The sequence below is a fragment of the Vibrio sp. L85 genome (assembly GCF_963871815.1).
Taxonomy (GTDB): domain Bacteria; phylum Pseudomonadota; class Gammaproteobacteria; order Enterobacterales; family Vibrionaceae; genus Vibrio; species Vibrio harveyi.
Map to the genome: position 1 here is coordinate 238114 of NZ_CAWMYL010000108.1, position 23888 is coordinate 262001.

A 23888-nucleotide genomic window follows, 5' to 3' on the forward strand; every position below is an offset into this window, starting at 1 on the left:
AAGTCGTGATTCACGACAATACCTAAGAGGCAGCTTACGCTGCCTCTTTTGTTTCAGGTTCAGGTTCAGGTTCAGGTTCAGGTTCATCAATATTGTGCTCTCTACCTAGCATCAATAAACATGGAGTAAGCACTAGAGTTAACACGGTTGCAAATGCGAGCCCACCAGCAACTGCAGTTGCTAATTGAGACCACCACTGCGTACTCGGCGCACCAAATTCAATCTTCTGGTTAACTAAGTCGATGTTCATCTCTAGCACCATTGGCAGCAAGCCAAGTATCGTCGTTACTGTGGTCAACAATACAGGTCGCAGACGCTGTACTCCGGTACGCAAAATTGCCTCTGACTTTTCTAGCCCTCGTTTACGCATCTGATTGTAAGTATCTATCAATACAATATTGTTGTTCACAACAATCCCGGCCAGTGCGATCACCCCAATGCCCGACATAATAATGCCGAATGGTTTTTGGAAAATCAGCAATCCAGCAAACACACCGACCGTAGAGAAAAGCACTGCACTTAGGATCAAAAAGGCTTGATAGAAGCTATTAAACTGAGTAATCAAAATAAGCGCCATCACACCAAGAGCAACCATAAAAGCATTTTGCAAGAAAGCGGAAGAGTTCTCTTGTTCTTCGTTTTGCCCACGAATTTTAAACTCAATCCCAGCAGGTAAACCCAATTGCGCCACTTCCGCCGTTATCTTTGGTAGCTCCAGTGCGAGGTTATACCCCTCAACCATATCCGCTTTGATATTTACCACTCGGCGCCCATCAACTCGGCGAATCGTATCCTGCTTATGATCCGGTTTAATTTGAGCAAAGTTAGTAATCGGTACTAAGCCCGCAGCCGTTTTCACTCTTAGCTGATCAAAACGCCCAATATCACGCTTATCTTGCGGATAACGTACTAAGATATCGACTTCTTCATCGGCATCATCCGGAAGATAATCACCAATCTTCAAACCGTTGGTAACAAACTGAACGGTGTTTCCAACCAAAGTTGCATCGGCCGCAAAGCGAGAAGCATCGTCTCTGCGGATATCAATCTGCCAATCAATTCCTTCTTTATTCGTTGTATCACTTAAGTTAGTTAACGCAGGGTTACGATCAGCCCAGTAACGAACCATTTTGGCGGCACTGTCCAATTGATCGATACTTGAGTTTTGCGCCGACATTTCAATCACGAGATCATGCTCAACTGGTGGTCCTGCATCGGGGAATTTGTATTCCAACTCAACACCGGAGAATTGATTGGTGGTTTGCTTAAGTTCCTCAATAATATCTTTGACTTTACGGCGATATTGCCAATCCACCGGCGTGATCTGAATTTGACCAATCTCATCACCGTCATTTGAATCGGAACCAGTACGTGTGTAGACGCTTTCAAACTCATCATGCCCTAACATTACTTTTTCAATCTCTTTCATTACGATGTCTTTCTCATTGATCGACAAATCACCATAAGAACGAACTTTGACAGTAAAGAAGGCGGGATCCACTTCAGGAAAGAACTCCGCACCTAAGCCGGCTTTGTTGTAAGTAAAGCCAACACCACCCGCGAGAAAAATTGCGCTGAGTAACACTTTCAATGGATGTCGGATCGCGATAGACAGGGTTTTGTAATAAAGCTTGGTAATGCCTGTCGCTTTATCAAATTCACCATTATGCAGGTCAACCATCTCTTGCTGACGCTGTGCATCGATGACTTGAGGCTTACCAATGATTCCACCAATCACAGGGACGAAAAGTAATGCCATCATTAGCGAAGCACTGAGGGTTGCAATGAGAGTTAATGGTAAGTATTTCATGAACTCACCAGTAATATCCGGCCAAAATAGCAATGGTGCAAACGCTGCCAAAGTGGTTGCTGTAGAAGCGGTAATCGGCCATGCCATACGTTTTGCTGCATCCCTATATGCTTCTTTACGTGGTGTGCCCTCTTGCATCCGCCTATCAGCAAATTCCGTAACAACAATGGCACCATCGACTAACATGCCTACAGCCATAATCAGTGCGAATAGCACCACGATGTTGACGGTCAAACCAAAAACCGACAACACCAATAAGCCAGTTAAGAAAGAGCCCGGAATAGAAATACCAACTAACAGTGCCGTTCGAACACCCAGAATGGCAATGATGACAATAACGACCAGAATAATTGCAGACAGAATGTTGTTTTGCAGATCGCTAAGCATCAGCTTAACGTCATCAGACTGATCCCAAGTGTATTTAACTTGCAGGTTATTCGGCCAACCAGTCTGCTTTTGCGCTTCAATCAGAACTTGTTTAACAAGCTCAACCGTTTCTATGATGTTTTCACCGGCACGCTTTTTCACATTGAGCACCACCGCTGGTTCACCATCTAAACGAGCAAAACTTTCAGGGTCACGGAAGGCTCGGCGCACTGTCGCGACATCACCAAAAGTGATCACCTCTTTGCCATTTACCTTGATCGGCAGCTCTAATACATCTTTTAACGAATCGAATACGGAAGGGACTTTAACCGAGAAGCGACCATAACCAGTATCGACAAAGCCAGCAGCAACCACTCGGTTGTTTAAAGCAATCAAATTGTAGATATCGGCTTGATCCAAACCGTAACTTTCCATCAATAACGGATCGACCACGATCTCAACGATATCTTCGCGATCCCCCGCAATATCGACTTCCAATACCTGACGATAGCTTTCTAACTTATCACGTAAAGCTCGTGCGATTTGTACTGTTGTACGCTCAGGGACTGTGCCATACAGAACCAGAGTGAGGACAGGCTCTTCAGATGCGAATGTTACTTCGTTAACTGTTGGCTCATCACTGTCTTCAGGCAATTTAGGTTTAGCAAGATCCACCGCATCACGAACATCAGCCATAGCTTCAGCTAAGTCAACGCCGACACTGAACTCTAGAGTAACCGACGCATGTCCCTCTGAAGCAATCGCGGTCATCTCCTTAACGCCTTCTATTGAACGAAGCTCTTGCTCTATCGGACGAACCAATAAGCGCTCCGCATCGGTCGGGGAAATACCTTGGTGACTAACCGAAACATAGATAATAGGGATGGTAATGTCGGGGCTCGACTCTTTCGGAATCGTAATGTAGGTGATCACTCCGGCAATCAAAATCATCACCAACAATGTAAGCATGGTACGTGCACGCGATAACGCAGCATCAATCAAAGCAAACATATTGCCTCCTTATTGCTGGTTCGCAGCTTCAATGGCATCGTCGACTTTTGTCGCCATCACTAAATCACCATCACGTGCAAAGCCTTGTCCAAGCACAATGATGTCAACTTGACCTCCTAAGCCGGATAACCAGACACCGTCTTTCTCAGCTTTGACCAGTTGGATAGGCACAAAGTGAACATGCTGATCACGAAGCGTTTTGATACCAAGATTGCCTTCTTCATCTAACGCCAACATGGCTGCGGTTACTTTCACTGCCAGAACTTCACTTAGCGACAGTACCACTTCAGCACTGACACCCGCAGGCATTGCACTCTCTCGATTATCAATCTCGATTTCTATAGGGAATGTGTTGGTCGAAGTTGAAGATACGCGCCCAATATAACGAATGGTGCCTTGATGATGGATGTTATCAATGGTTCTAACATCGGCTTGCTGACCTTGTTTTAAATACTGAATATGACGTTCACTCACATCCGCTTCAATGACTAACTTCTCTAAGTCAATTACAGTGGCTATTGGGTCGCCGACGCCAACGAAATCTCCCACTTCAACGAATCGATGGTCCAGAATGCCGTCAAAAGGGGCTCTTACTTTGGTATTTTTAAGTGCAGTTTCAACATTGCTTAAGTTTGCTCGGGCATCGACAAGTGCCGCTTGAGCAGTGGCAAAAGCAACTTCACCTTGCAACCCTCTATTCTTCAAAGATTCTGCGGCTTTAAATTCTTTTTCTTTTACACGCAGCATTGCTTTGGCGCGTTTAAGTTGAATATCTAGATCGCGCTCATCAATGTTGGCAATCACCTGCCCTTGTTTAACACTTTGTCCTTTTTGCACGTTCAAGCTCACAATCTTACCTGCGACTTCTGCCCCTAAACGAGCTTGCCGGTTCGGCGCAGTTCGACCGTAAAGTTCAATCGTTTTACTGGTTGGTTGTGCTTCAAAAGAGTTGAACATCACCTTTGCGACAGGCGTATCATCTGATTGAGAGGATGGAGAAGAGACCGATTCGTCTTGTGCATTGAGTTGACCCATTGCGAGCCAAGCAGCCAAAGCGATAACAAGCGTTAGAGAGACTAGCCATGGACGTTCGACAAAACGACGTCCGAAAGAAGTTCCAGACATATAAAGTCCTTTTTATTTTACCCCCACTTCATCATGAAAGCGAGGGGGCGTTTACGTGACTTCCTGCTACGTAAAACTCAGGCAGCCGATTGGCTGCCTGTTGTCGTATTAATTACACACTGAATGATGCACCACAACCACAGGTTGTCGTCGCATTTGGGTTATTAACGAAGAAGCGAGCTCCTTCTAAACCTTCTGTGTAATCAACCACGCCACCGATTAAGTATTGCAGGCTCATTGGGTCTACAACCAGTGTTACGCCACTGTTTTCGATCGTAGTATCACCTTCATTTACGCTCTCATCAAATGTGAAGCCATATTGGAAACCGCTACAGCCGCCGCCAGTAATGTATACGCGTAACTTCAGTGCTGGGTTTTCTTCTTCCGCAATCAGCGCTTTAACGCGTGATGCTGCTGCATCAGAAAAAGACAATGGTACGTTTACTTCGCTCACGAAGACCTCTCTCACTCGTGTAATGCGTCAAGCCTGTAGCGAGACGTCAAATTTGTGCTAATTAGAGCGATTATCCAATACCTGACCAACTCGTTCAAGTATTCACCTACGATTCTTTAGATCAGATGCTGATATGTAAGATTACACCGCCAGACAACACATAAATTACCCAAAACGTTTCTAACTTGAGATTAGCTAGGTACAATGCGCTCCACTTGGTCCGAGCAATCAAAAGAGGATAACCCCATGACCAAATCATCAGAGCTATATCAAAAGGCTCAGCAAACCATTCCTGGCGGTGTGAACTCACCAGTTCGTGCATTCAACGGCGTTGGCGGTTCTCCGCTATTTATCGAACGAGCAGACGGTGCCCTGATTTTTGATGCCGATGGTAAAGCGTACATTGATTACGTTGGCTCTTGGGGTCCTATGATTTTAGGTCACAACCACGCAGTTATCCGTGAAGCAGTTATCGATGCTGCACAACGCGGTCTAAGTTTCGGTGCGCCAACTGAAATGGAAATTGCCATGGCCGAGCTTGTATCTGAGCTAGTGCCATCTATGGAACAAATCCGTATGGTAAGTTCTGGTACGGAAGCAACAATGAGTGCTATCCGTCTTGCTCGTGGCTTTACTGGTCGTGACAAGATCATGAAGTTCGAAGGCTGTTACCATGGTCACGCAGACAGCTTGCTAGTAAAAGCAGGTTCAGGTGCACTAACTCTAGGTCAACCAAGTTCTCCTGGCGTTCCTGCCGATTTTGCGAAGCACACACTAACGGCAACATTCAACGACTTAGATTCAGTACGTGAACTATTCGCCGCAAACAAAGGCGAAATCGCATGTATCATCGTTGAGCCAGTAGCGGGCAACATGAACTGTATCCCTCCAGTAGAAGGCTTCCACGAAGGTCTACGCGAAATCTGTGACCAAGAAGGCGCTCTACTGATTTTTGATGAAGTAATGACAGGCTTCCGTGTAGCTCTAGGTGGCGCGCAAGCACACTACAACATCAAACCAGATCTAACGACACTAGGTAAAGTGATCGGTGGCGGTATGCCAGTGGGTGCTTTTGGTGGTCGTAAAGAAGTCATGCAATATGTTGCGCCAACAGGTCCTGTATACCAAGCGGGCACACTTTCCGGTAACCCAGTAGCAATGGCGGCAGGCTTTGCATGTTTGAACCTGCTAAAAGAAGAAGGTAACGAGAAACGTCTTGCTGCAAAAACCAAACAACTTGCTGAAGGCTTCAAAGCTCTTGCTGAAAAACACGGCATCCCAATGGTAGTAAACCAAGTGGGTGGCATGTTTGGTTTCTTCTTCACTGACCAAGAAACCGTAACGTGCTACGAAGACGTGACTAAGTGCGATGTCGAGCGCTTTAAGCGTTTCTTCCACCTAATGCTAAAACACGGTGTATACCTTGCACCATCAGCATTCGAAGCAAGCTTTACTTCTCTTGCTCACGGTTCAAAAGAAATCGACGCAACACTAGAAGCTGCGGATCGTTGTTTCGCAATTCTGGCAGAAGAATCAAAATAAGCGTTCCTTCCCAGAACATAAATTCCCAAAAAAGGACCTTCGAGGTCCTTTTTTATTATTTGAATTATGCTTGCCAATTAAAGATGACTAAGATGGCAAGAATCCCAAGAACAATCCCAAACCAAGGAATGCGTCTGGTCTTCTTTTCGCTCTGGCATTTCTTATCGCTGTTACAACAACCCATTTTTCCATCTCTTGATTGATAACCACCTGATTTGTGGTCATTATAACAAGGTCAACTGCACCTTCCCAATTCAGCTATGTCATAAGCTTGAAAGAATCGTCGGTGCAAAGTAATAAAGATTTTGCGCTGTGGTATAAGGCGTAAACGTAAATATTCCGTAATTTGGATTAATCACATGCCGAATAATGTAAAAATCACGTCGAGTCATCGGGTGCTAGTTGTTGCGCTGCTCGCCGCTGCTTTTGCCTGCTATTTGTTGGTCGAACCTTACATCAACTCGATCGTCATGGCGTTTATCATTTCACTGCTCATGTTCCCAATACATGAATGGTTTGAACGAAAACTACCTAATCACAAAAACTTGGTCTCACTGCTCTCTTGTGTGGTTTTAACCTTTATTATCGTGATTCCATTACTATTTGTTTTTGCCGCTATCGTGCAGCAAGGTTCGGTATTTTCGCAAAATACCTACAAGTGGGTAACCAATGGTGGCATCCAAGATATTTTCCAACATCCTTGGGTAGTCAAAGGTTTAGCGTTGGTTAATGAGTACTTACCTTTCGACAAAATCGAACCACAAGCCATCGCAGAAAAGATCGGGCAATTCGCAACATCATTTGGTTCAAACCTTGTAGCTATAAGCGCAAAAATCCTGGGTGATGCAACGAACTTCCTAATGGATTTTTTCCTAATGTTGTTCGTTTTGTTCTTCCTGTTACGTGACCACGACAAGATCATTTCAGCAATGCGTCATATTCTGCCCCTCTCACGCAGCCAAGAAGACAAAATTCTGACCGAGATTGAACAAGTCTCGAAATCCGCTGTAATGGGGTCATTCTTAACCGCGATTGCTCAAGGCTTTGCTGGTGGTATCGGTATGTGGCTTGCAGGCTTCCCTGGTTTATTCTGGGGAACCATGATGGGCTTTGCATCATTTATCCCTGTAGTTGGCACGGCACTAATTTGGATTCCAGCCGCAGCGTACTTGTTCTTAACCGGTGACACCACTTGGGCAATCTTCTTGACGGTATGGAGTGTCGTGGTAGTCGGCTCTATCGACAACCTATTACGCCCTCTGCTAATGCAAGGCAGCGCGGGTATGAACACGCTAATGATATTTTTCTCTCTATTGGGTGGTTTGCATCTATTTGGTTTGATCGGTCTTATCTACGGTCCACTGATTTTTGCCGTCACCATGGTGTTGTTTAACATCTACGAAGAAGAGTTTAAGGATTTCCTCAACCAACAAGACAACAGTTAGTCGCTGCTTAATCACTTCAAGCTTGGGGCAGATTGTGCGAAAATCTGCCCCTAATTATTTCTGATGAACCAAATTTATGTCTGCTTATATTGCTCCTAGCCAAATAGCTCAGCGCCAACTTGAGTACTTTAACGGAAAACACGTTTTAGTCGCTGGTGAAGTTGAAGATCTATTTCCTCTCGAGTTAGTGGCTCATTGTGAGTCAGTGGAGGTTTTTACTTCTAACTACAGCTACTACCGTCAAATTCGCACATCGAACAAGGTGAAGAGCCACTTTGGCTCAGAGTTTGATATTGAGACACAAGCAGACATGGTGCTTCTGTACTGGCCAAAAGCTAAATCTGAGGCAGAGTACTTGCTGGCAATGTTGATGGCGAAACTTGGCATCAATACAGAAATCGTCGTCGTTGGTGAGAACCGTTCAGGTATCAAGAGCATTGAGAAAATGTTCAAAGAGTACGGTCCAGTGAACAAGTACGACTCAGCTCGCCGTTGCTCATTCTACTGGGGTACTTGCCTTAACCAGCCAAAGCCTTTCAATCAAGCAGATTGGTTTAAATCCTACACCGTCACTTTGGGTGAGCAATCACTTACAGTTAAGAGCCTTCCTGGTGTATTTAGCCATGGTGAGTTTGATTTAGGCAGTCAATTACTGCTTGAGACTTTACCTAAACTATCTGGCAAGGTGCTCGATTTTGGCTGTGGTGCAGGAGTGCTGGGTGCATTCATGGCAAAAGCCAACCCAGATATCGCGATTGAGATGTGTGATATTAACGCTTATGCCATCACATCAAGCCAAGCAACATTAGAAGCGAATGGCATAACTGGACGTGTTTTTGCTTCAGACATCTATTCCGATACGGCAAAAGATTATCGCTTTATCGTCAGTAATCCGCCGTTTCACAGTGGTCTAGATACAAACTACAACGCTGCGGAAACACTCTTGGGTCAAGCACCACAATACATGACTAAACAGGGTGAAATGGTGATTGTGGCAAACAGCTTCTTAAAATACCCACCAATTATTGAGCAAGCATTCAATAATTGCGAGACGCTAAATAAGACCAATAAATTCTCGATATACTACGCGAAAAAATCCTAATCTCTCTTTGCGCAGGTGAAATCCTGCGCAAACCTTTGCCAAAATTCATTCAACTCAACGAAAAACTGCGTCTCTCCCCACGCTTTCCAATCAACTTTCTTGTCAAAGAAAAAAAACTCGTTAATTTTGTTAATTCTATCGAATTTAACTTCTTGTCCGTTTTTAACGAGAACCTTGGCAAGCCCCAGTAAATTGGTCGCTGCCCTTTTATGAGTTGTAATCTTATCCATGTTTAAATTCTACAAAAAGCAGAAATTTAAGCGCCTGCAAAGCACGCTAATGACCGCGTTTTTGGTTCTTAGTATCACGCCACTGACGATAACTGCGATTTTCTTCCTGCAATCACACAGTAAAGATCTTCAAGAACAAAGCACATCGCACCTTCTTTCAGTTCGTGATACCAAACAACAACAAATCATCGACTACTTTGCAGCTCAAGAGACTGAAGTCATGGGCTTCGTACGCTCCGAACTTGCTTACGCCAGCGGCGGACGATTCTACGGTTTGGTCAATGCGTTTAGTCGCTTGGGTCACGATATTGATGAAGCCAGAGAAAACGCACAGCAGCGCTATATCAAAGGCAGTGGCGATCAAATCAAAACCTCGATTTTACCGGAATCATCTAACTACGTTGGCAGCGAACGTTACCGCCTATTGCACAAACGTTACCACTGGGCATACCTAGAGCTGTTAAAGCGATCTGATTTTAATGACATTTTATTGGTTGATATCGATGGTAATGTAACTTACTCAATCAATAAAGACGACAACTATGGCACTAACCTACTGACAGGACGCTACAAAGATACGGCGCTAGGGCACACCTTTAAACGTTTGTCTGAAGATGTGAGTGCACGTCGTAAGGTTAATGAAGATTACACGCCAGTTGTCGTGTCTGACTTTGATATCGAAAACGGTAAACAAGTCGCTTGGCTCGGCGCACCGATTGTCCAACAAGGCTACCTGCACAGCTATGCGATGTTCCGCTTACCAAACAACGGCATTACTAAGCTTATTGCTGAAATCAACCGCGATTCCTCGATTGAAACCTTACTAGTGGGCAGCGATCATAAACCTCGAACCATTAACACCAAACAGGAAGAAATCCAAAACAGCTTAGAGATTGTCGATAAAGCACTCGCAGGCGACACAGAAGTAGGTACTTACAGCAACCGCTTGGGTGAAGAGATGATTGCGGCATTTGCGCCAATTGAAACTCGCGGTCTAACTTGGGCGATTGTCGTACAACTTCCAGAAAAAGAAGCCTTTGCTCGAGTCCACCAGCTCGAGAAGCTGTTTGTTATTGCGATGCTGATTGCGATCATCTTGGTTGTGATCGCCTCACACTACTTATCTAATTTCATCACCTCCCCGCTTCTTAAGCTGACTTGGGCGGCAGAGAAAGTATCTGCTGGTGATCTGGACGAAACGACCTTTAATACAGAGCGTAAAGATGAAATCGGTCGACTCGCGATCAGCTTTGAGCGCATGCAACGCTCAATTCGAGAAAAGATCCAAACCATTAAGCAGCAAAACGAAGAGCTAGAAAGCAACATCAAATTGATCCAAAAGCAAAACGAAGAATTGCAGTTGGCAGATAAGCTGAAAGATGAATTCCTAGCGACAACCTCTCACGAGTTACGTACACCATTACACGGTATGGTCGGCATTGCAGAGACTTTAGTATCTGGTGCTAATGGTGCAATTCCTGCGAGTCAAAAATACCAATTGGATATCATCATCAAAAGTGGTCAACGTTTGGCAAATCTTGTTGACGATTTATTGGATTACCACAAGATGCGCTATGGCAGCATGGATATCCAAAAATCGGCAGTGAGCCTAGCAAGTGCGACTCGCTTGGTGCTTGAGCTTTCAAGTCATCTACTAGGTAACAAGACGATTCGTATCATTAACCAGGTCCCTGCCGATCTAAAAGCGGTGTCTGCCGATCCACAACGCTTGGAACAAGTACTGTACAACCTAATTGGTAATGCAATTAAATATACTTCTGAAGGTAAGATCGTAATTTCTGCCACCGTCGTGGACGATCAAGTCCGCGTACAAGTGGTTGATACTGGTCAGGGGATCCCGGCTGAACATCTTGAGCATATCTTTGAACCTTTAATTCAAGCCGGTCAAGACGCTAGTCGCTACCGTCAAGGCGCTGGTTTGGGTTTATCAATCAGCCGTCAACTTATCGAATTGATGGGTGGCTCGTTGTATGTAAGTAGTCAACCAATGGTCGGCACTACATTTAGCTTTACTCTGCCACTTGCTAATGAAGAAGAGATTCAAGCAACACAGAGCCTTGCGGCGCGTGGACACTTCCAAATTCCAGAAGCGAACTTTGAAAACAACGACGACTTATCATTACCAGAGAACCCTGATGGTCCGCTGTTGTATGTTGCTGATGACGAACCGGTTAACTTACGCGTTCTCGAAAGCTTCCTAAGGCTTGAAGGCTACCGCGTACGCACTATTTCTGATGGTCCTGAAACACTTGCTTTAATCGAGCAAGAAAAACCAGAGTTGCTTCTACTCGATATCATGATGCCAGGCATGAGCGGCTACCAAGTATGTAGTGAGCTTAGAGAGACCTATGATCACGCAGAGCTTCCAATCATTATGTTGACAGCATTAAGTCAGACAGAAGATCGAGTAAGAGGCTTCGAAGCAGGTGCGAATGACTACTTAACCAAGCCATTCAATAAGCAGGAACTCGCCGCACGTATTCAAGCGCACTTAACCGCAAGTAAAGCAGAAATGCGCCACATCGAGAACAAGTTACTGGAATCGGAGCTGCGCCAGCGTGCTGAAGTAGAAGCTAGCTTGCTTGAGACTCAAGGTCGATTATTAGAACAACTAGAATCAGCACCTGAAGCCATTATTTGCCTTCGCGAGGATCAACGTATTCGCTTTGCGAACGAAGCGGCATGCAAGCTATTTAAACGCAGCTTAGAGCAGTTAAAACGCTCTTCGGCAGATGAACTTATTGCACCTAAATTCCTGACAGTTAAACAACCACATTACTGTGGCAAGATTGATATTTACATCGAAGATATTCGTCAAAACATTGAAGCAGACATTCTCAAATTACCTGAAGGCTCTGGTCTAGATGTTATGTACATCTTTAACGTAGGTGGGGGTGCAAACGCAGCTCGTATCCATAATCTAGAAACCGCGGTTGAAGTTCTATCAAGTTATGCGTTTGATGGTGATAAAGACCAATTGCAGAAGCTGAAAGAACTTGGCGGTGAGTTTACTCGCCTTGCAGATAAAGCATTGGGGAACAAGAAAGATAAACAAGAGCTGATGCGCGAAGTATTAGTCGATACGATGACTCATGCATTGGAATACTGGGAATCAGTGACTGGAGAAACTAAGTTTGCTTTTGCGGAGCAAAGTGGTTTATGGCGTGTCTACCTCGACCGCAGTACGTTGCAAACTCGGACACTCGATAAATACATGCGCATTGAGACATTACCAAAAACACCGCGCTGGAGAACAGTTCTAAGCTCAATCGAGTTCATTCTTGAGCACTGTAAAGAACAAAGCCCTGAACGAGCTTACATTGAAGCGCAACGCGATAAAATGCAAAGGCTCCTTACAAGTTAATACCAAACAGCAAATACTAGCCCCGCCACTTAGGCGGGGCTTTTTTATCCCTGCCATTATCCATTGCGCAGTAATGCTTCTCCATACTCACAGTAAGAAGCAAGCAATGGAGCTTACAGAGCAGCGATGGGACTGAGCAATTAACGTATAAGAAGCTGGAAGCAAGCTATCAAAACCAAAAGCAACGGCATTTGTAGAAACAATTCAAGTCGTGTTATTCCTTGCTCATTCCTTACCGTAAATTTTCTTAAAAAGTACCTTTAAAACACTTCCTTTCCTGAATAAAAAAAGCATAATCAGCAGCCCATTTTTGCTGTTAAAACGCACTTATTTTTCCTCAACAAGGGAAAATTGAGCAACATTTGATACAGATTGCGAAGTCAATCACAACAGAACGGCAGATTAAATTTCACCTAGTTAATTAACAAAAATTTCAGGTGTGAGCCAGATCCCCAATGCAATACAACCACAGAAAAGCCGCTATATGACTACATAATTAAGTAAGTGAACACTAACACACAATATTAAAGCGGATATAAACTGCGACGCATATCAACGTTTATTTTTTAGCCTTGGGTGACTTAAAAACGAGCAAAATGACGTTTATGACGGAGTTGGTATGGTTTTTAACGTTTTTAACGGGAATCGAGTTTGATTATTTTGTGGATAAGGTGTTTTCTTACTCCTGCCTAAGGCCTACAGGCCACTCTTAGAGCGACGCAAATTACAGTGAAGCGAAGAGGTGGGCCTTGGAGAGTGTTTATCAATTGATGACATTCAATTCCATTAGTGAAATGAAAGCAAATAGTAAGGAACAGCTATGCTTGCCAATATTAAAAAAACAGCACTAGCAACAGCAATTATTGCAACGGCTACTACAGGTTTCGCATCAGTAGCTACAGCCGCTGAGCGCAGTGAACTGACTATCCACCCTAAAGAGTTTACAACTTTTGTTCGTAACTTTAACCCTTTCTTGGGTGCAACAAACCTGCACACAACTACTGACTTTATCTACGAGCCACTAGTTGTTTTCAACGAAATGCACGGCAACACGCCAGTATTCCGTCTAGCAGAAAACTTCCAAATGTCTGACGACCTAATGAGCGTAACTTTCGACATTCGTAAAGGCGTGAAATGGTCTGACGGTCAAGCGTTTACCGCTGATGACGTTGTTTACTCTTTCAACCTAGTAAAAGAGAAGCCAGAACTAGACCAATCTGGTATCAACTCTTGGGTTACTGGCGTAGAGAAAGTTAACGATTACAAAGTTAAGTTCCGTCTAAGCGAAGCAAACTCAAACGTTCCTTACGAAATTGCTAAAGTACCAGTCGTACCTAAGCACGTATGGAGCAAAGTAAAAGATCCTTCAACGTTCACGAACGAGAACCCAGTAGGTACTGGTCCGTTTACAGAGATCGACACTTTCACTCCGCAACTATACATCCAGTGTGAAAACCCGAACTACTGGGATGCAGCTAACCTAGACGTTGACTGTCTGCGTGTTCCTCAAATCGCGAACAACGACCAGTTCCTAGGTAAGATTGTTAACGGCGAAATGGACTGGACTTCTTCATTCGTTCCAGACATCGACCGCACTTACGCAGCAGCAAGTCCTAAACACCACTACTGGTACCCGCCAGCAGGTACTCAAGCGTTCGTAGTTAACTTCAAGAACCCAGATGCAGCGAAGCACGAAGCACTAACTAACGTTGACTTCCGTCGCGCATTCTCTATGGCTCTTGATCGTCAAACTATCATTGATATCGCATTCTACGGCGGCGGTACAGTGAACGACTTCGCATCAGGTCTTGGCTATGCATTCGAAGCTTGGTCTGACGAGAAGACTCACGACAAGTACAAAGGTTACAACTCGTACAACGCTGAAGGTGCTAAGAAGCTTCTAGCGAAAGCTGGCTTTAAAGATGTAAACAAAGACGGTTTCGTTGATACGCCATCTGGTAAGTCTTTCGAGCTACTGATCCAATCTCCAAACGGTTGGACTGACTTCAACAACACTGTACAGCTTGCTGTTGAGCAACTTGCAGAAGTAGGCATCAAAGCACGTGCTCGTACGCCAGACTTCTCTGTGTACAACCAAGCAATGCTTGAAGGTACTTACGACGTTGCATACACCAACTACTTCCACGGTGCAGACCCATATACTTACTGGAACAGTGCTTACAACTCAGCACTACAATCTGGTGACGGTATGCCTCGCTTCGCGATGCACTTCTACAAGAACGACAAGCTAGATGGTCTCCTAAACAGCTTCTACAAGACAGCTGACAAGCAAGAGCAGCTAGAAATCGCTCACGGTATTCAGCAAATCATCGCTCAAGACCAAGTTACTATCCCTGTGATGTCTGGTGCTTACATGTACCAATACAACACAACTCGCTTCACTGGTTGGTGGAACGAAGAAAATCCTAAGGGCCGTCCAAACATTTGGGCTGGTATCCCAGAGCGTCTACTTCACGTACTGGACCTAAAACCAGTTAAATAAGTAGAAGTTCATTTCTAGCGGCACACATCCCGTGTGCCGCCTATAAAAATCCCCTTGTGACCAAACCAACATATGGCGCTCGTCGTCAGGGGATTTTTCGCTCTAAATTTCGCTAGGAGCGACCTGAAACCAGAAACAGGGAAAAAATCTGGGTGAGTAAGGTGTGAGTTATGGGTTATTTTTTAAGACGTTTGTCGTTCTATCTTGTCGCGCTCTTGGTTGCAGCGACGTTAAACTTCATTATTCCGCGAGCAATGCCTGGTGACCCAGTTACCATGATGTTTGCTAACGCATCAGTACAGGTAACGCCAGAGCGAATCGCAGCAATGAAAGAGCTGCTAGGTTTCGTAGATGGTCCAATTTACATTCAGTACCTGTCATACATCAAAAACATTCTAAGCTGGGAGCTAGGTACTTCTATCCAGTTCTACCCGCTTTCAGTTAACTCTCTACTAGGTGGTGCATTCGGTTGGTCATTGTTCCTAGCAGGTACTGCAGTAGTGCTATCGTTCTCGATTGCTTCTGTACTAGGTATCTTCGCAGCTTGGAAACGTGGTAGCCGATACGACGCATTCGTAACACCGGGCACACTTATTGTTCAGGCGATTCCACAAATGGTAATCGCGATGCTAGCACTGTTCATCTTTGCCATCGGTCTTAAGTGGTTCCCATCAGGCTACGCATACACCCCGGGTACTGTGCCAGATTGGACAAGCTGGGAGTTCCTAAAAGACGTTGGTTACCACGCTATTCTTCCATTGTTCTGTGCGACGATTGTTCAGATCGGTGGCTTCCTAGTAAACATGCGTAACAACATGATCAACCTTCTTGCTGAAGACTACATCACGATGGCAAAAGGTAAGGGTCTGAGTGAAAACCGTGTGGTATTCAACTACGCAGCTCGTAACGCACTACTACCAAGTGTAACCGCACTTTCAATGTCTCTAGGTATGGCAATCGGTGGTCAGCTAATCATCGAAATGATCTTCAACTACCCAGGTCTAGGTACGGTTCTTCTTAACGCAATTCACGCACGTGACTACCAAGTACTTCAAGGTCAGCTAATCATCATGACGATGTTCATGCTTTGCTTCAACCTAATGGCTGACATGCTGTACATGATTCTAGACCCTCGCCTACGTAAGGGAGGCAAATAATCATGAAAGAACTATTTAAACTGATTTTAGGTAACACGTTCGCACGTGTTGGTTTGGCAATTATCTCGGTATTCATCTTTGTAGCAGTAGCTGCACCTTTGATTACTCAACATGCGCCAGATAAGCGCACTGGTAACCCACATGAATACCCTGGTTTTGTTGTAAAACAAGCACAAAATAACCCTGATGGCTGGGTTGCAAAAAACCTAGCAGATGATCGTCGCACGCTGCTGATGTCGAAAAAAGCAGACCACGTTCTAGGTACATCTCGTATGGGGCGTGATATCTGGTCTCAAGTTGCTTACGGCGCTCGAGTATCGCTGGGTGTTGGTTTCGGCGCGGGTATTATCGTGTGTTTCTTAGCAACAGTTATTGGTATCTCAGCGGGTTACTTTGGCGGTCGTGTCGATGACGTATTGAGTGCTGCAATGAACATTATGCTGGTAATTCCACAATTACCATTGCTCTTTGTACTCGCAGCCTTCATCGGAGAGGCTGGACCGCTCACCATTGCATTGATTATCGCCGGTACCTCCTGGGCTTGGGGTGCACGTGTTGTGCGAGCTCAAACCATGGCACTACGCGAGAAAGAATTCGTTAAAGCAGCAGAGGTTCTTGGTGAATCATCCATTCGCATCATCTTCGTTGAGATTTTGCCAAACCTTATCCCAATCGTAGGCGCAAGCTTCATCGGTTCGGTAATGCTAGCAATCAACACAGAAGCCGTCATCTCGTTCCTAGGTCTAGGCGATGCCAATACCATCAGTTGGGGCATCATGCTGTACAACGTACAAACTTCATCAGCAATGCTTATCGGAGCATGGTGGGAAGTGCTAGCTCCTTGTATTGCACTGACTCTATTGGTTACTGGTCTTGCTCTACTGAACTTTGCAGTAGATGAAATTGCTAACCCACAACTTCGTTCTCACAAAGGCATGAAGCGCTGGAAGAAAATGGCAGCACAAGACAAGAAAGAGCGTGAGCCAGAATTGGCACCACAAAATGCACTATGGAGCGGAGATAAATAATCATGACTGCACCACTAATTTCTATCCGTAACCTATGCGTAGACTACATTACAGACGCGGGCGATGTCCGCGCATGTAACAACGTTAGCTTCGACATTGCACCAGGCGAAGTATTCGGTCTGGCTGGTGAATCTGGCTGTGGTAAATCCACTGTTGCTTTCTCGCTAATGCGCCTTCATAAGCCGCCAGCGTTTATCACAGGTGGTGAGGTTATTTTCAATGGTGAAGATATCCTCAAATACAGCGATGAACGCATGCAAGCGTTCCGCTGGAGCGAAATGTCGATGGTATTCCAAAGTGCGATGAACGCTTTGAACCCAGTACTAACGATGGAAGAGCAGTTCTGTGACGTCATTATGCGCCACACCAACATGACTCGCGCTCAAGCAAAAGTACGTGCAGAAGGTCTGTTGGAAATCGTAGATATCCACCCTAGTCGTCTGAGCGATTACCCGCACCAGTTCTCTGGTGGTATGCGTCAGCGTCTGGTTATCGCTATCGCTTTGGCTCTGAATCCAAAAATGATCATCATGGATGAACCAACAACAGCGCTAGACGTTGTGGTTCAACGCGAAATCCTGCAAAAGATTTACGCTCTTAAAGAAGAATTTGGCTTCTCGATTCTGTTCATCACCCATGACTTGTCATTGATGGTCGAGTTCTCTGACCGCATCGGCATCATGTACTCGGGTGAGTTGATTGAAGTCGCGCCTTCTAAGCAAATTTTGGAAAGTCCTTACCACCCTTACACCAAAGGTTTGGGTAGCTCTTTCCCTCCACTAACTGGTCCTAAGACCAAATTAACTGGTATTCCGGGCAACCCTCTGAACTTATTAGAAGTTCCACAAGGCTGCCGTTTCCAAGCTCGCTGTGACCGCGTCCATGAAGCTTGTACAAGAGTACCAACTCAGCTACGTCAAATAGAACCTGGTCGTCTCTCAAACTGCCACTTGTACGGCGACACCATTGCTCAAGCTAAGGTTTAACAACAAAAAATAACGCTAGCTAAGAAGAAAATTACACTGGAGAGAATTATGAGCAAACAATTCGGCGAACTGCTGATTGAAGGTAAAAATGTCGTTAAAGACTTCCCTTTAAACAGTAACTCAATCAAACAATCTAAGATGCGTGCAATCAACGACGTATCTTTCAAAATGTACAAAAGCCGCGGTTTGTCAGTAGTAGGTGAATCTGGTTCAGGTAAATCTACTACCGCAAAAATGATTGCGAAAATGTATGCACCAACGGATGGCATCATCGAATACAAAGGGCGTGACATCCAAGACATCACCTCTCGACACGATTTGATGACCTACCGTGAAGGCGTACAAATGGTATGGCAAGACCCGTTTGGCTCGCTAAACCCAACACACAACATCTTCCACCATATTGCTCGCCCACTGCTGATCCACAAAAAGATCGCTCCGGGCAACAAGAAAGAGTTGGAAGAACGCGTGTATGATTTGTTGGAACAAGTTGGTCTGATTCCACCAAAAGAGACGGCACAAAAGTTCCCGCACCAGCTTTCTGGTGGTCAGCGTCAACGCGTGAACTTGGCTCGCAACATTGCGGTTGGTGCTGAAGTGGTATTGGCTGACGAACCAACATCAATGCTTGATGTATCGATCCGTGCTGGTGTTCTCAACCTAATGGAAGAGATGAAGTTTGAGAAGCAAATGTCTCTGCTTTATATCACTCACGATATCGCGACAGCACGTTACATTGCTGAAGATCTTGCAGTTATGTACGTGGGTCACATGGTTGAATGGGGAGACACTGAAGAAATCATCCACGATCCGCAACACCCATACACACAACTACTGGTTTCAGCGGTACCCGATCCATCGAAGTCAATTCACGAGAAGTTGAAAGGTAACAAAGGTGAAATCCCACTGTGGACACCAGAATCAGTCGGTTGCCCATTTGCAGGACGCTGCGTTCATGCCACAGAAAAATGTCGTGAGCGACTGCCAGGTGTGACTCAATTGTCCGATAACCATTTTGTTCGTTGTTACTTATTCGAAGATTAATCATAACGAGGGTCAGGTATCAATCTGACCCCTTTTTCCCTTTGTATTTTATTGTTTCCCGGAGAAATTGAATGCTGCTACTGACTAACCATATTGGTTACGAGCGTCTGGGTCCTAAGAAAGCGATCATCCAGACGAGTCAACCACGTCTGTCTTCTTATACTGCTTTATTGGTTTGTGCCGACAGCCACCAAACTGTTGCGACACTGACAGTAGAAAAGCAAGGCAAAGTGGCAAACTGGCATCAAGGTCATTTTTACCTTGTCGACTTTTCTTCATTTAACACTCCCGGTAACTACTACCTTCGCTTCGATCATTTGCGCTCATCTCACTTTGAGATTGGAGAGCATGTTCTTCTCGATCGTACGCTGTCTGATGTGATCCATTATTTTAAATCTCAACGCTGCGGCGGCATTTTCGATCAACAAGATCGCCAAGCACCGCTACTTAACTCTAGCGAAACCGCAGATATTCACGGCGGTTGGTATGACGCATCGGGCGACGTCAGTAAATATCTAAGCCATTTGTCATACGCAAACTACCTAAATCCACAACAGACACCGATGGTAGTTTGGAACATGTTGAAAGGGTTATCTCTGCTCGAAGGTAACGACAAACTGGCTAAGTTCACGGCCACTCGTCTTGTTGAAGAAGCGTTATTTGGCGCAGACTTCCTTGTTCGTATGCAAAATGAAAAAGGCTTCTTCTACATGACCGTGTTCGACAAGTGGAGTAAAGATACAGCGCAACGCGAGATTTGCGCGTACGAAACTCAACTTGGTCATAAGTTCGATGACTATCAAGCAGGCTATCGACAAGGTGCAGGCATCAGCATTGCAGCATTAGCTTCAGCAGCACGACTAGATGTTCATGGCGAATTCGACCAACAAAAATACCGTAATGCGGCAGAAAACGGTTACTGGCACCTAAAAGAACACAACACCCAATACTTGAACGATGCTGAAGAGAACATCATCGATGAATACTGTGCGCTTCTTGCCGCTGTAGAGCTATTTAAGACCACCAAAGAGGTACGCTACCTAGAAGAAAGCCGCGTATGGGCAAAACGTCTTTCAACTCGCCAAACAAGTGATGAGTACATTCAACACTTTTGGAGTGCTAATCAAGATGGCAGTCGACCTTACTTCCATGCAGCAGAAGCAGGACTTCCAGTGATCGCACTATGTGAATACTTAACCATCGAAGACGACTCTGAGCGCGCATCGGTAGCAAAGCAAATCATCACTCAAGCGTGTGAATTTGAAGTCTCTATCACCAACAAAGTTAAGAACCCATTTGGGTACCCACGCCAGTACGTTAAAGGCGTAGATGAAGCGAAACGTGATGCGTTCTTTGTCGCACACAACAACGAATCAGGTTACTGGTGGCAAGGTGAAAATGCTCGCTTAGGTTCACTGGCAACCATGGCTTATGGGGCACTCCCTTTCATTGAGTCAAAAGCACTAAAACAGCAGCTTTCTAAACTCGCACAAGATTCTATTAACTGGATTGTGGGGCTGAACCCATACGACATGTGTATGTTGGATGGTCATGGTCGTAACAATCCGGACTATCTTCCTCAATACGGTTTCTTCAATGCAAAAGGTGGCGTGTGTAATGGCATTACCGGCGGTTTCGAAGATGAGGAAGACATTGCATTTAATCCACCAGCGCAGAAAGACGACATGCTTCAGAACTGGCGCTGGGGTGAACAATGGATCCCACATGGTGCTTGGTTCCTACTCGCGGTGATGAGTCAGGCTCAGCACATCTCGACTTTAGCCAACTCTCAAGCCTTCAAGGAGCAATAAACATGGGGATGTATTTTGTAGGTATTGATGGAGGCGGTACGTCATGCCGCGCTCGAATCAAAGATGCACAAGGCAACTTCATTGGTGAAGCCAAAAGCGGCAGTGCAAACATCATGCTGGGCGCAGACATCGCGATGGCGTCGATTCTTGAATCTATTGCTTCAGCGGCAGCACAAGGCGGGCTAACTCAACAAGATTTCGCTTCTATGCACGTAGGTCTGGCTCTAGCAGGTGCGGAACATAAAACCTCTTGGCAAGCATTCATGGCTTTGGAACACCCATTTGCCAGTATGACACTCAATACCGATGCTTACGGAGCATGTATTGGTGCGCATAACGGTGAAGATGGCGCAATCATGATCGCAGGAACAGGTTCATGCGGCATTTTCCTCAAAGGTCTCGAGCAACATGTCGTTGGCGGTCGTGAGTTCCCAATCTCCGATCAAGGTGGCGGCGCAGTCATGGGGTTGCGTCTAATCCAACAAGTCTTGCTGGCAGAAGACGACATTCGCGAAAAAACACCTCTAGCAGCACACGTAATGGCACATTTTGAAAATGATATCGACAACGTAGTGGCATGGTCTAAGCAGGCTCTACCTCGCGATTACGGTCAATTCTCTCCAGCAATTTTCCAACATGCTGAACAAGGTGATGCACTGGCGATTGAAATGCTAAAGCAAACCGCAGCCGATATAGAAATGTTCTTAGTCGCGCTGAATAAGCGTGGGGCTACTCGTATCTGCCTAATGGGCAGTATCGCAGAGCGAATCCTGAACTGGTTATCTCCACCAGTTCAACAGTGGGTGGTTGAACCTCAGTTTGATGCGATTGAAGGGGCCATTATGTTTGCTGGTAAGCCAGAACATAACCTTTACTCGGTGAGTGTTGAGTAGGAGTGAACATGGAATATCGTGTTGATTTAGTGGTCCTTTCTGAACAAAAACAAAACTGTCGCTTTGGACTCACCTTTCATAATTTGAGCGACCAAGACCTAAACAGCTGGGGCTTAACTTTTGCTTTCGATCGTTACATTCTTCCAGATAGCGTTTCAAATGGTCAACTTACTCAGATTGGTAGTTTTTGCACACTCAAACCAGAAGGTATAGTGCTGGCTGCCAACCACCACTATTACTGTGAATTCAGCATTGGCTCTAACCCATTCCGTTATTATTCGGATGGCTTTAATGAAGCGATGATCGACTTTGTTGTTGATGGTCAACCTCAACGTGCTCAGGTCGATGTTACCCCTATTGTTTTGGCTTCACCATATCGGGAACGCAGCGATATTCCAGCAAGCTTAACGCACGCTCAACCGTTATTGCCAAAACCAAACCATATTGAAGTCAGCGACCACTCGTTCACTTTTGACGAACAAGCTGGCGTTGCAATTTATACCGACTTAGCTAACTCAGCAAAAGCGTGGTTACTAGAAGAGCTCCAGCGTATTCACCAATTTACACTTTCTTCTTCTAACAGCGGCAAAATCATTTTCAAAAGCAACCCAACACTGGATGAGGGGGCATATAAGCTCAAAGTATCAGAAGAGTCGATCAAGATTGAAGCAGGCTCTTCATCTGGCTTTACCCATGCTTGTGCAACTTTATTGCAGCTACTAAAACGAGATGAAGCAACCAAAACCATGGAAGCAGTGTGCTGTTCGATTATAGATAGCCCACGCTTTCGTTATCGCGGCATGATGTTGGACTGTGCTCGCCATTTCCATTCCGTAGAGCAAGTAAAACGCCTGATCAACTTGTTGGCGCATTACAAGTTCAACACGTTCCATTGGCATCTCACTGACGATGAAGGCTGGCGTGTCGAGATCAAATCACTGCCTCAGCTTACGGAAATTGGCGCATGGCGTGGTATCGATGAAACCATCGAGCCACAATACACCCATTTATCTCAACGCTACGGCGGCTTCTACACGCAAGAAGAAATCCAAGACGTTATCGCATTTGCAGAGCAACGTGGTATCACCATCATTCCTGAAATTGATGTACCTGGTCATTGCCGCGCCGCAATTAAGTCTCTGCCTCACCTGTTAATTGAAGCAGAAGACACCACTGAGTACCGCAGCATTCAGCATTACAACGATAATGTCATTAACCCAGCTCTTCCGGGCAGTTACGAGTTTATCGACAAAGTACTTGAAGAGATCGCTGCTCTATTCCCTGCTCCTTATGTTCACATTGGCGCGGACGAAGTGCCTAACGGCGTGTGGTCGAAAAGTCCTGCTTGCCAAGCCCTAATGGAGCAATTGGGTTACACCGATTACAAAGAGCTGCAAGGTCACTTCCTGCGTCATGCAGAAGACAAACTGCGCAAACTGGGTAAACGCATGCTGGGTTGGGAAGAAGCTCAACACGGCAACAAGGTCAGCAAAGATACCGTGATTTACTCATGGTTGAGCGAAGAAGCAGCATTGAACTGTGCTCGCCAAGGCTTTGATGTGGTGCTGCAACCTGCACAAACTACTTATTTGGATATGACCCAAGACTACGCACCAGAAGAGCCTGGAGTAGACTGGGCTAACCCGCTGCCATTAGAGAAAGCTTACAACTACGAGCCGTTAGCAGAAGTGCCTGCTGACGATCCAATCAGAAAACGCATTTGGGGCATTCAAACCGCTCTATGGTGCGAAATCATCAACAACCCATCGCGCATGGACTACATGATTTTCCCTCGCCTGACTGCCATGGCAGAAGCATGTTGGACAGAAAAACAACACCGCGATTGGACCGACTATTTATCACGGTTGAAAGGACACCTACCTCTGCTTGACTTGCAGGGAGTGAATTACCGTAAACCGTGGAAGTAATACCAAGCCAGATGCCAACGCATCACGCTTAAAGAGTTTTTAAATTTTTGGCTGCAGGCGCAGCTTAG

16 protein-coding genes are annotated in these 23888 nt (G+C 45.4%); 12 read left to right on the forward strand and 4 right to left on the reverse strand.

Going from position 1 to position 23888, the window contains the following annotated elements; genetic code table 11:
- Positions 1-34: 34 nt before the first annotated feature.
- From AACR11_RS11045 to erpA, 3 genes are all read right to left on the reverse strand, one after another.
- Positions 35-3187 (reverse strand): efflux RND transporter permease subunit, encoded by a 3153-nt coding sequence (locus AACR11_RS11045; RefSeq protein WP_079324725.1) that lies wholly within the window; start codon positions 3185-3187, stop codon positions 35-37.
- A gap of 9 nt (positions 3188-3196) precedes the next feature.
- Positions 3197-4312 carry an efflux RND transporter periplasmic adaptor subunit gene (locus AACR11_RS11050; RefSeq protein ID WP_029790367.1) on the reverse strand — a complete coding sequence of 372 codons (1116 nt, stop codon included), beginning with the start codon at positions 4310-4312 and terminating at the stop codon, positions 3197-3199.
- A gap of 112 nt (positions 4313-4424) precedes the next feature.
- A complete protein-coding gene (gene erpA / locus AACR11_RS11055) occupies positions 4425-4766 on the reverse strand; it encodes an iron-sulfur cluster insertion protein ErpA (RefSeq protein ID WP_005449174.1) in 342 nt (113 codons plus the stop codon).
- A gap of 246 nt (positions 4767-5012) precedes the next feature.
- On the opposite strand from erpA, the gene hemL reads away from it, so the two are divergent.
- The 3 genes from hemL (at position 5013) to rsmC (ending at position 8855) form a co-directional block, all read left to right on the forward strand.
- Entirely contained in the window at positions 5013-6308 is a 1296-nt protein-coding gene (gene hemL, locus AACR11_RS11060) for a glutamate-1-semialdehyde 2,1-aminomutase (RefSeq protein ID WP_005449175.1), read from the forward strand.
- A gap of 359 nt (positions 6309-6667) precedes the next feature.
- The gene (locus AACR11_RS11065; RefSeq protein WP_005449176.1) at positions 6668-7753 is read left to right on the forward strand and encodes an AI-2E family transporter; all 1086 of its coding nucleotides are present in this window, start codon (positions 6668-6670) and stop codon (positions 7751-7753) included.
- 76 nt (positions 7754-7829) lie between these two features.
- A complete protein-coding gene (gene rsmC, locus AACR11_RS11070) occupies positions 7830-8855 on the forward strand; it encodes a 16S rRNA (guanine(1207)-N(2))-methyltransferase RsmC (RefSeq protein WP_009698733.1) in 1026 nt (341 codons plus the stop codon).
- Here rsmC and AACR11_RS11075 read toward each other — a convergent pair.
- Positions 8852-9085, reverse strand: a complete 234-nt coding sequence (locus AACR11_RS11075) for a hypothetical protein (RefSeq protein WP_029790366.1) — start codon at positions 9083-9085, stop codon at positions 8852-8854. The two genes, rsmC and AACR11_RS11075, sit on opposite strands and share 4 nt — an antisense overlap.
- Here AACR11_RS11075 and AACR11_RS11080 point away from each other — a divergent pair.
- The 9 genes from AACR11_RS11080 to AACR11_RS11120 all read left to right on the forward strand — a co-directional run bounded on the left by AACR11_RS11080 (position 9084) and on the right by AACR11_RS11120 (position 23820).
- Complete coding sequence (locus tag AACR11_RS11080) at positions 9084-12470, forward strand: response regulator (protein ID WP_029790365.1); 3387 nt, start codon at positions 9084-9086, stop codon at positions 12468-12470. The two genes, AACR11_RS11075 and AACR11_RS11080, sit on opposite strands and share 2 nt — an antisense overlap.
- A gap of 820 nt (positions 12471-13290) precedes the next feature.
- Positions 13291-14973, forward strand: a complete 1683-nt coding sequence (locus AACR11_RS11085; RefSeq protein WP_005446317.1) for an ABC transporter substrate-binding protein — start codon at positions 13291-13293, stop codon at positions 14971-14973.
- A 170-nt stretch (positions 14974-15143) separates the two neighbouring features.
- Positions 15144-16130 carry an ABC transporter permease gene (locus AACR11_RS11090; RefSeq protein WP_005446316.1) on the forward strand — a complete coding sequence of 329 codons (987 nt, stop codon included), beginning with the start codon at positions 15144-15146 and terminating at the stop codon, positions 16128-16130.
- Positions 16131-16132: 2 nt separating this feature from the next.
- Entirely contained in the window at positions 16133-17158 is a 1026-nt protein-coding gene (locus AACR11_RS11095; RefSeq protein ID WP_009698735.1) for an ABC transporter permease, read from the forward strand.
- A 2-nt stretch (positions 17159-17160) separates the two neighbouring features.
- Positions 17161-18144 carry an ABC transporter ATP-binding protein gene (locus AACR11_RS11100; RefSeq protein WP_005446313.1) on the forward strand — a complete coding sequence of 328 codons (984 nt, stop codon included), beginning with the start codon at positions 17161-17163 and terminating at the stop codon, positions 18142-18144.
- 48 nt (positions 18145-18192) lie between these two features.
- A complete protein-coding gene (locus tag AACR11_RS11105; protein WP_005446311.1) occupies positions 18193-19188 on the forward strand; it encodes an ABC transporter ATP-binding protein in 996 nt (331 codons plus the stop codon).
- Between the two features lie 71 nt (positions 19189-19259).
- Entirely contained in the window at positions 19260-20999 is a 1740-nt protein-coding gene (locus AACR11_RS11110; protein ID WP_079324727.1) for a glycoside hydrolase family 9 protein, read from the forward strand.
- 2 nt (positions 21000-21001) lie between these two features.
- Positions 21002-21892: an N-acetylglucosamine kinase gene (locus tag AACR11_RS11115; RefSeq protein WP_029790361.1), complete on the forward strand. Its 891-nt coding sequence runs from the start codon at positions 21002-21004 to the stop codon at positions 21890-21892.
- Between the two features lie 8 nt (positions 21893-21900).
- Positions 21901-23820 (forward strand): beta-N-acetylhexosaminidase, encoded by a 1920-nt coding sequence (locus AACR11_RS11120; protein ID WP_029790360.1) that lies wholly within the window; start codon positions 21901-21903, stop codon positions 23818-23820.
- Positions 23821-23888: the final 68 nt, after the last annotated feature.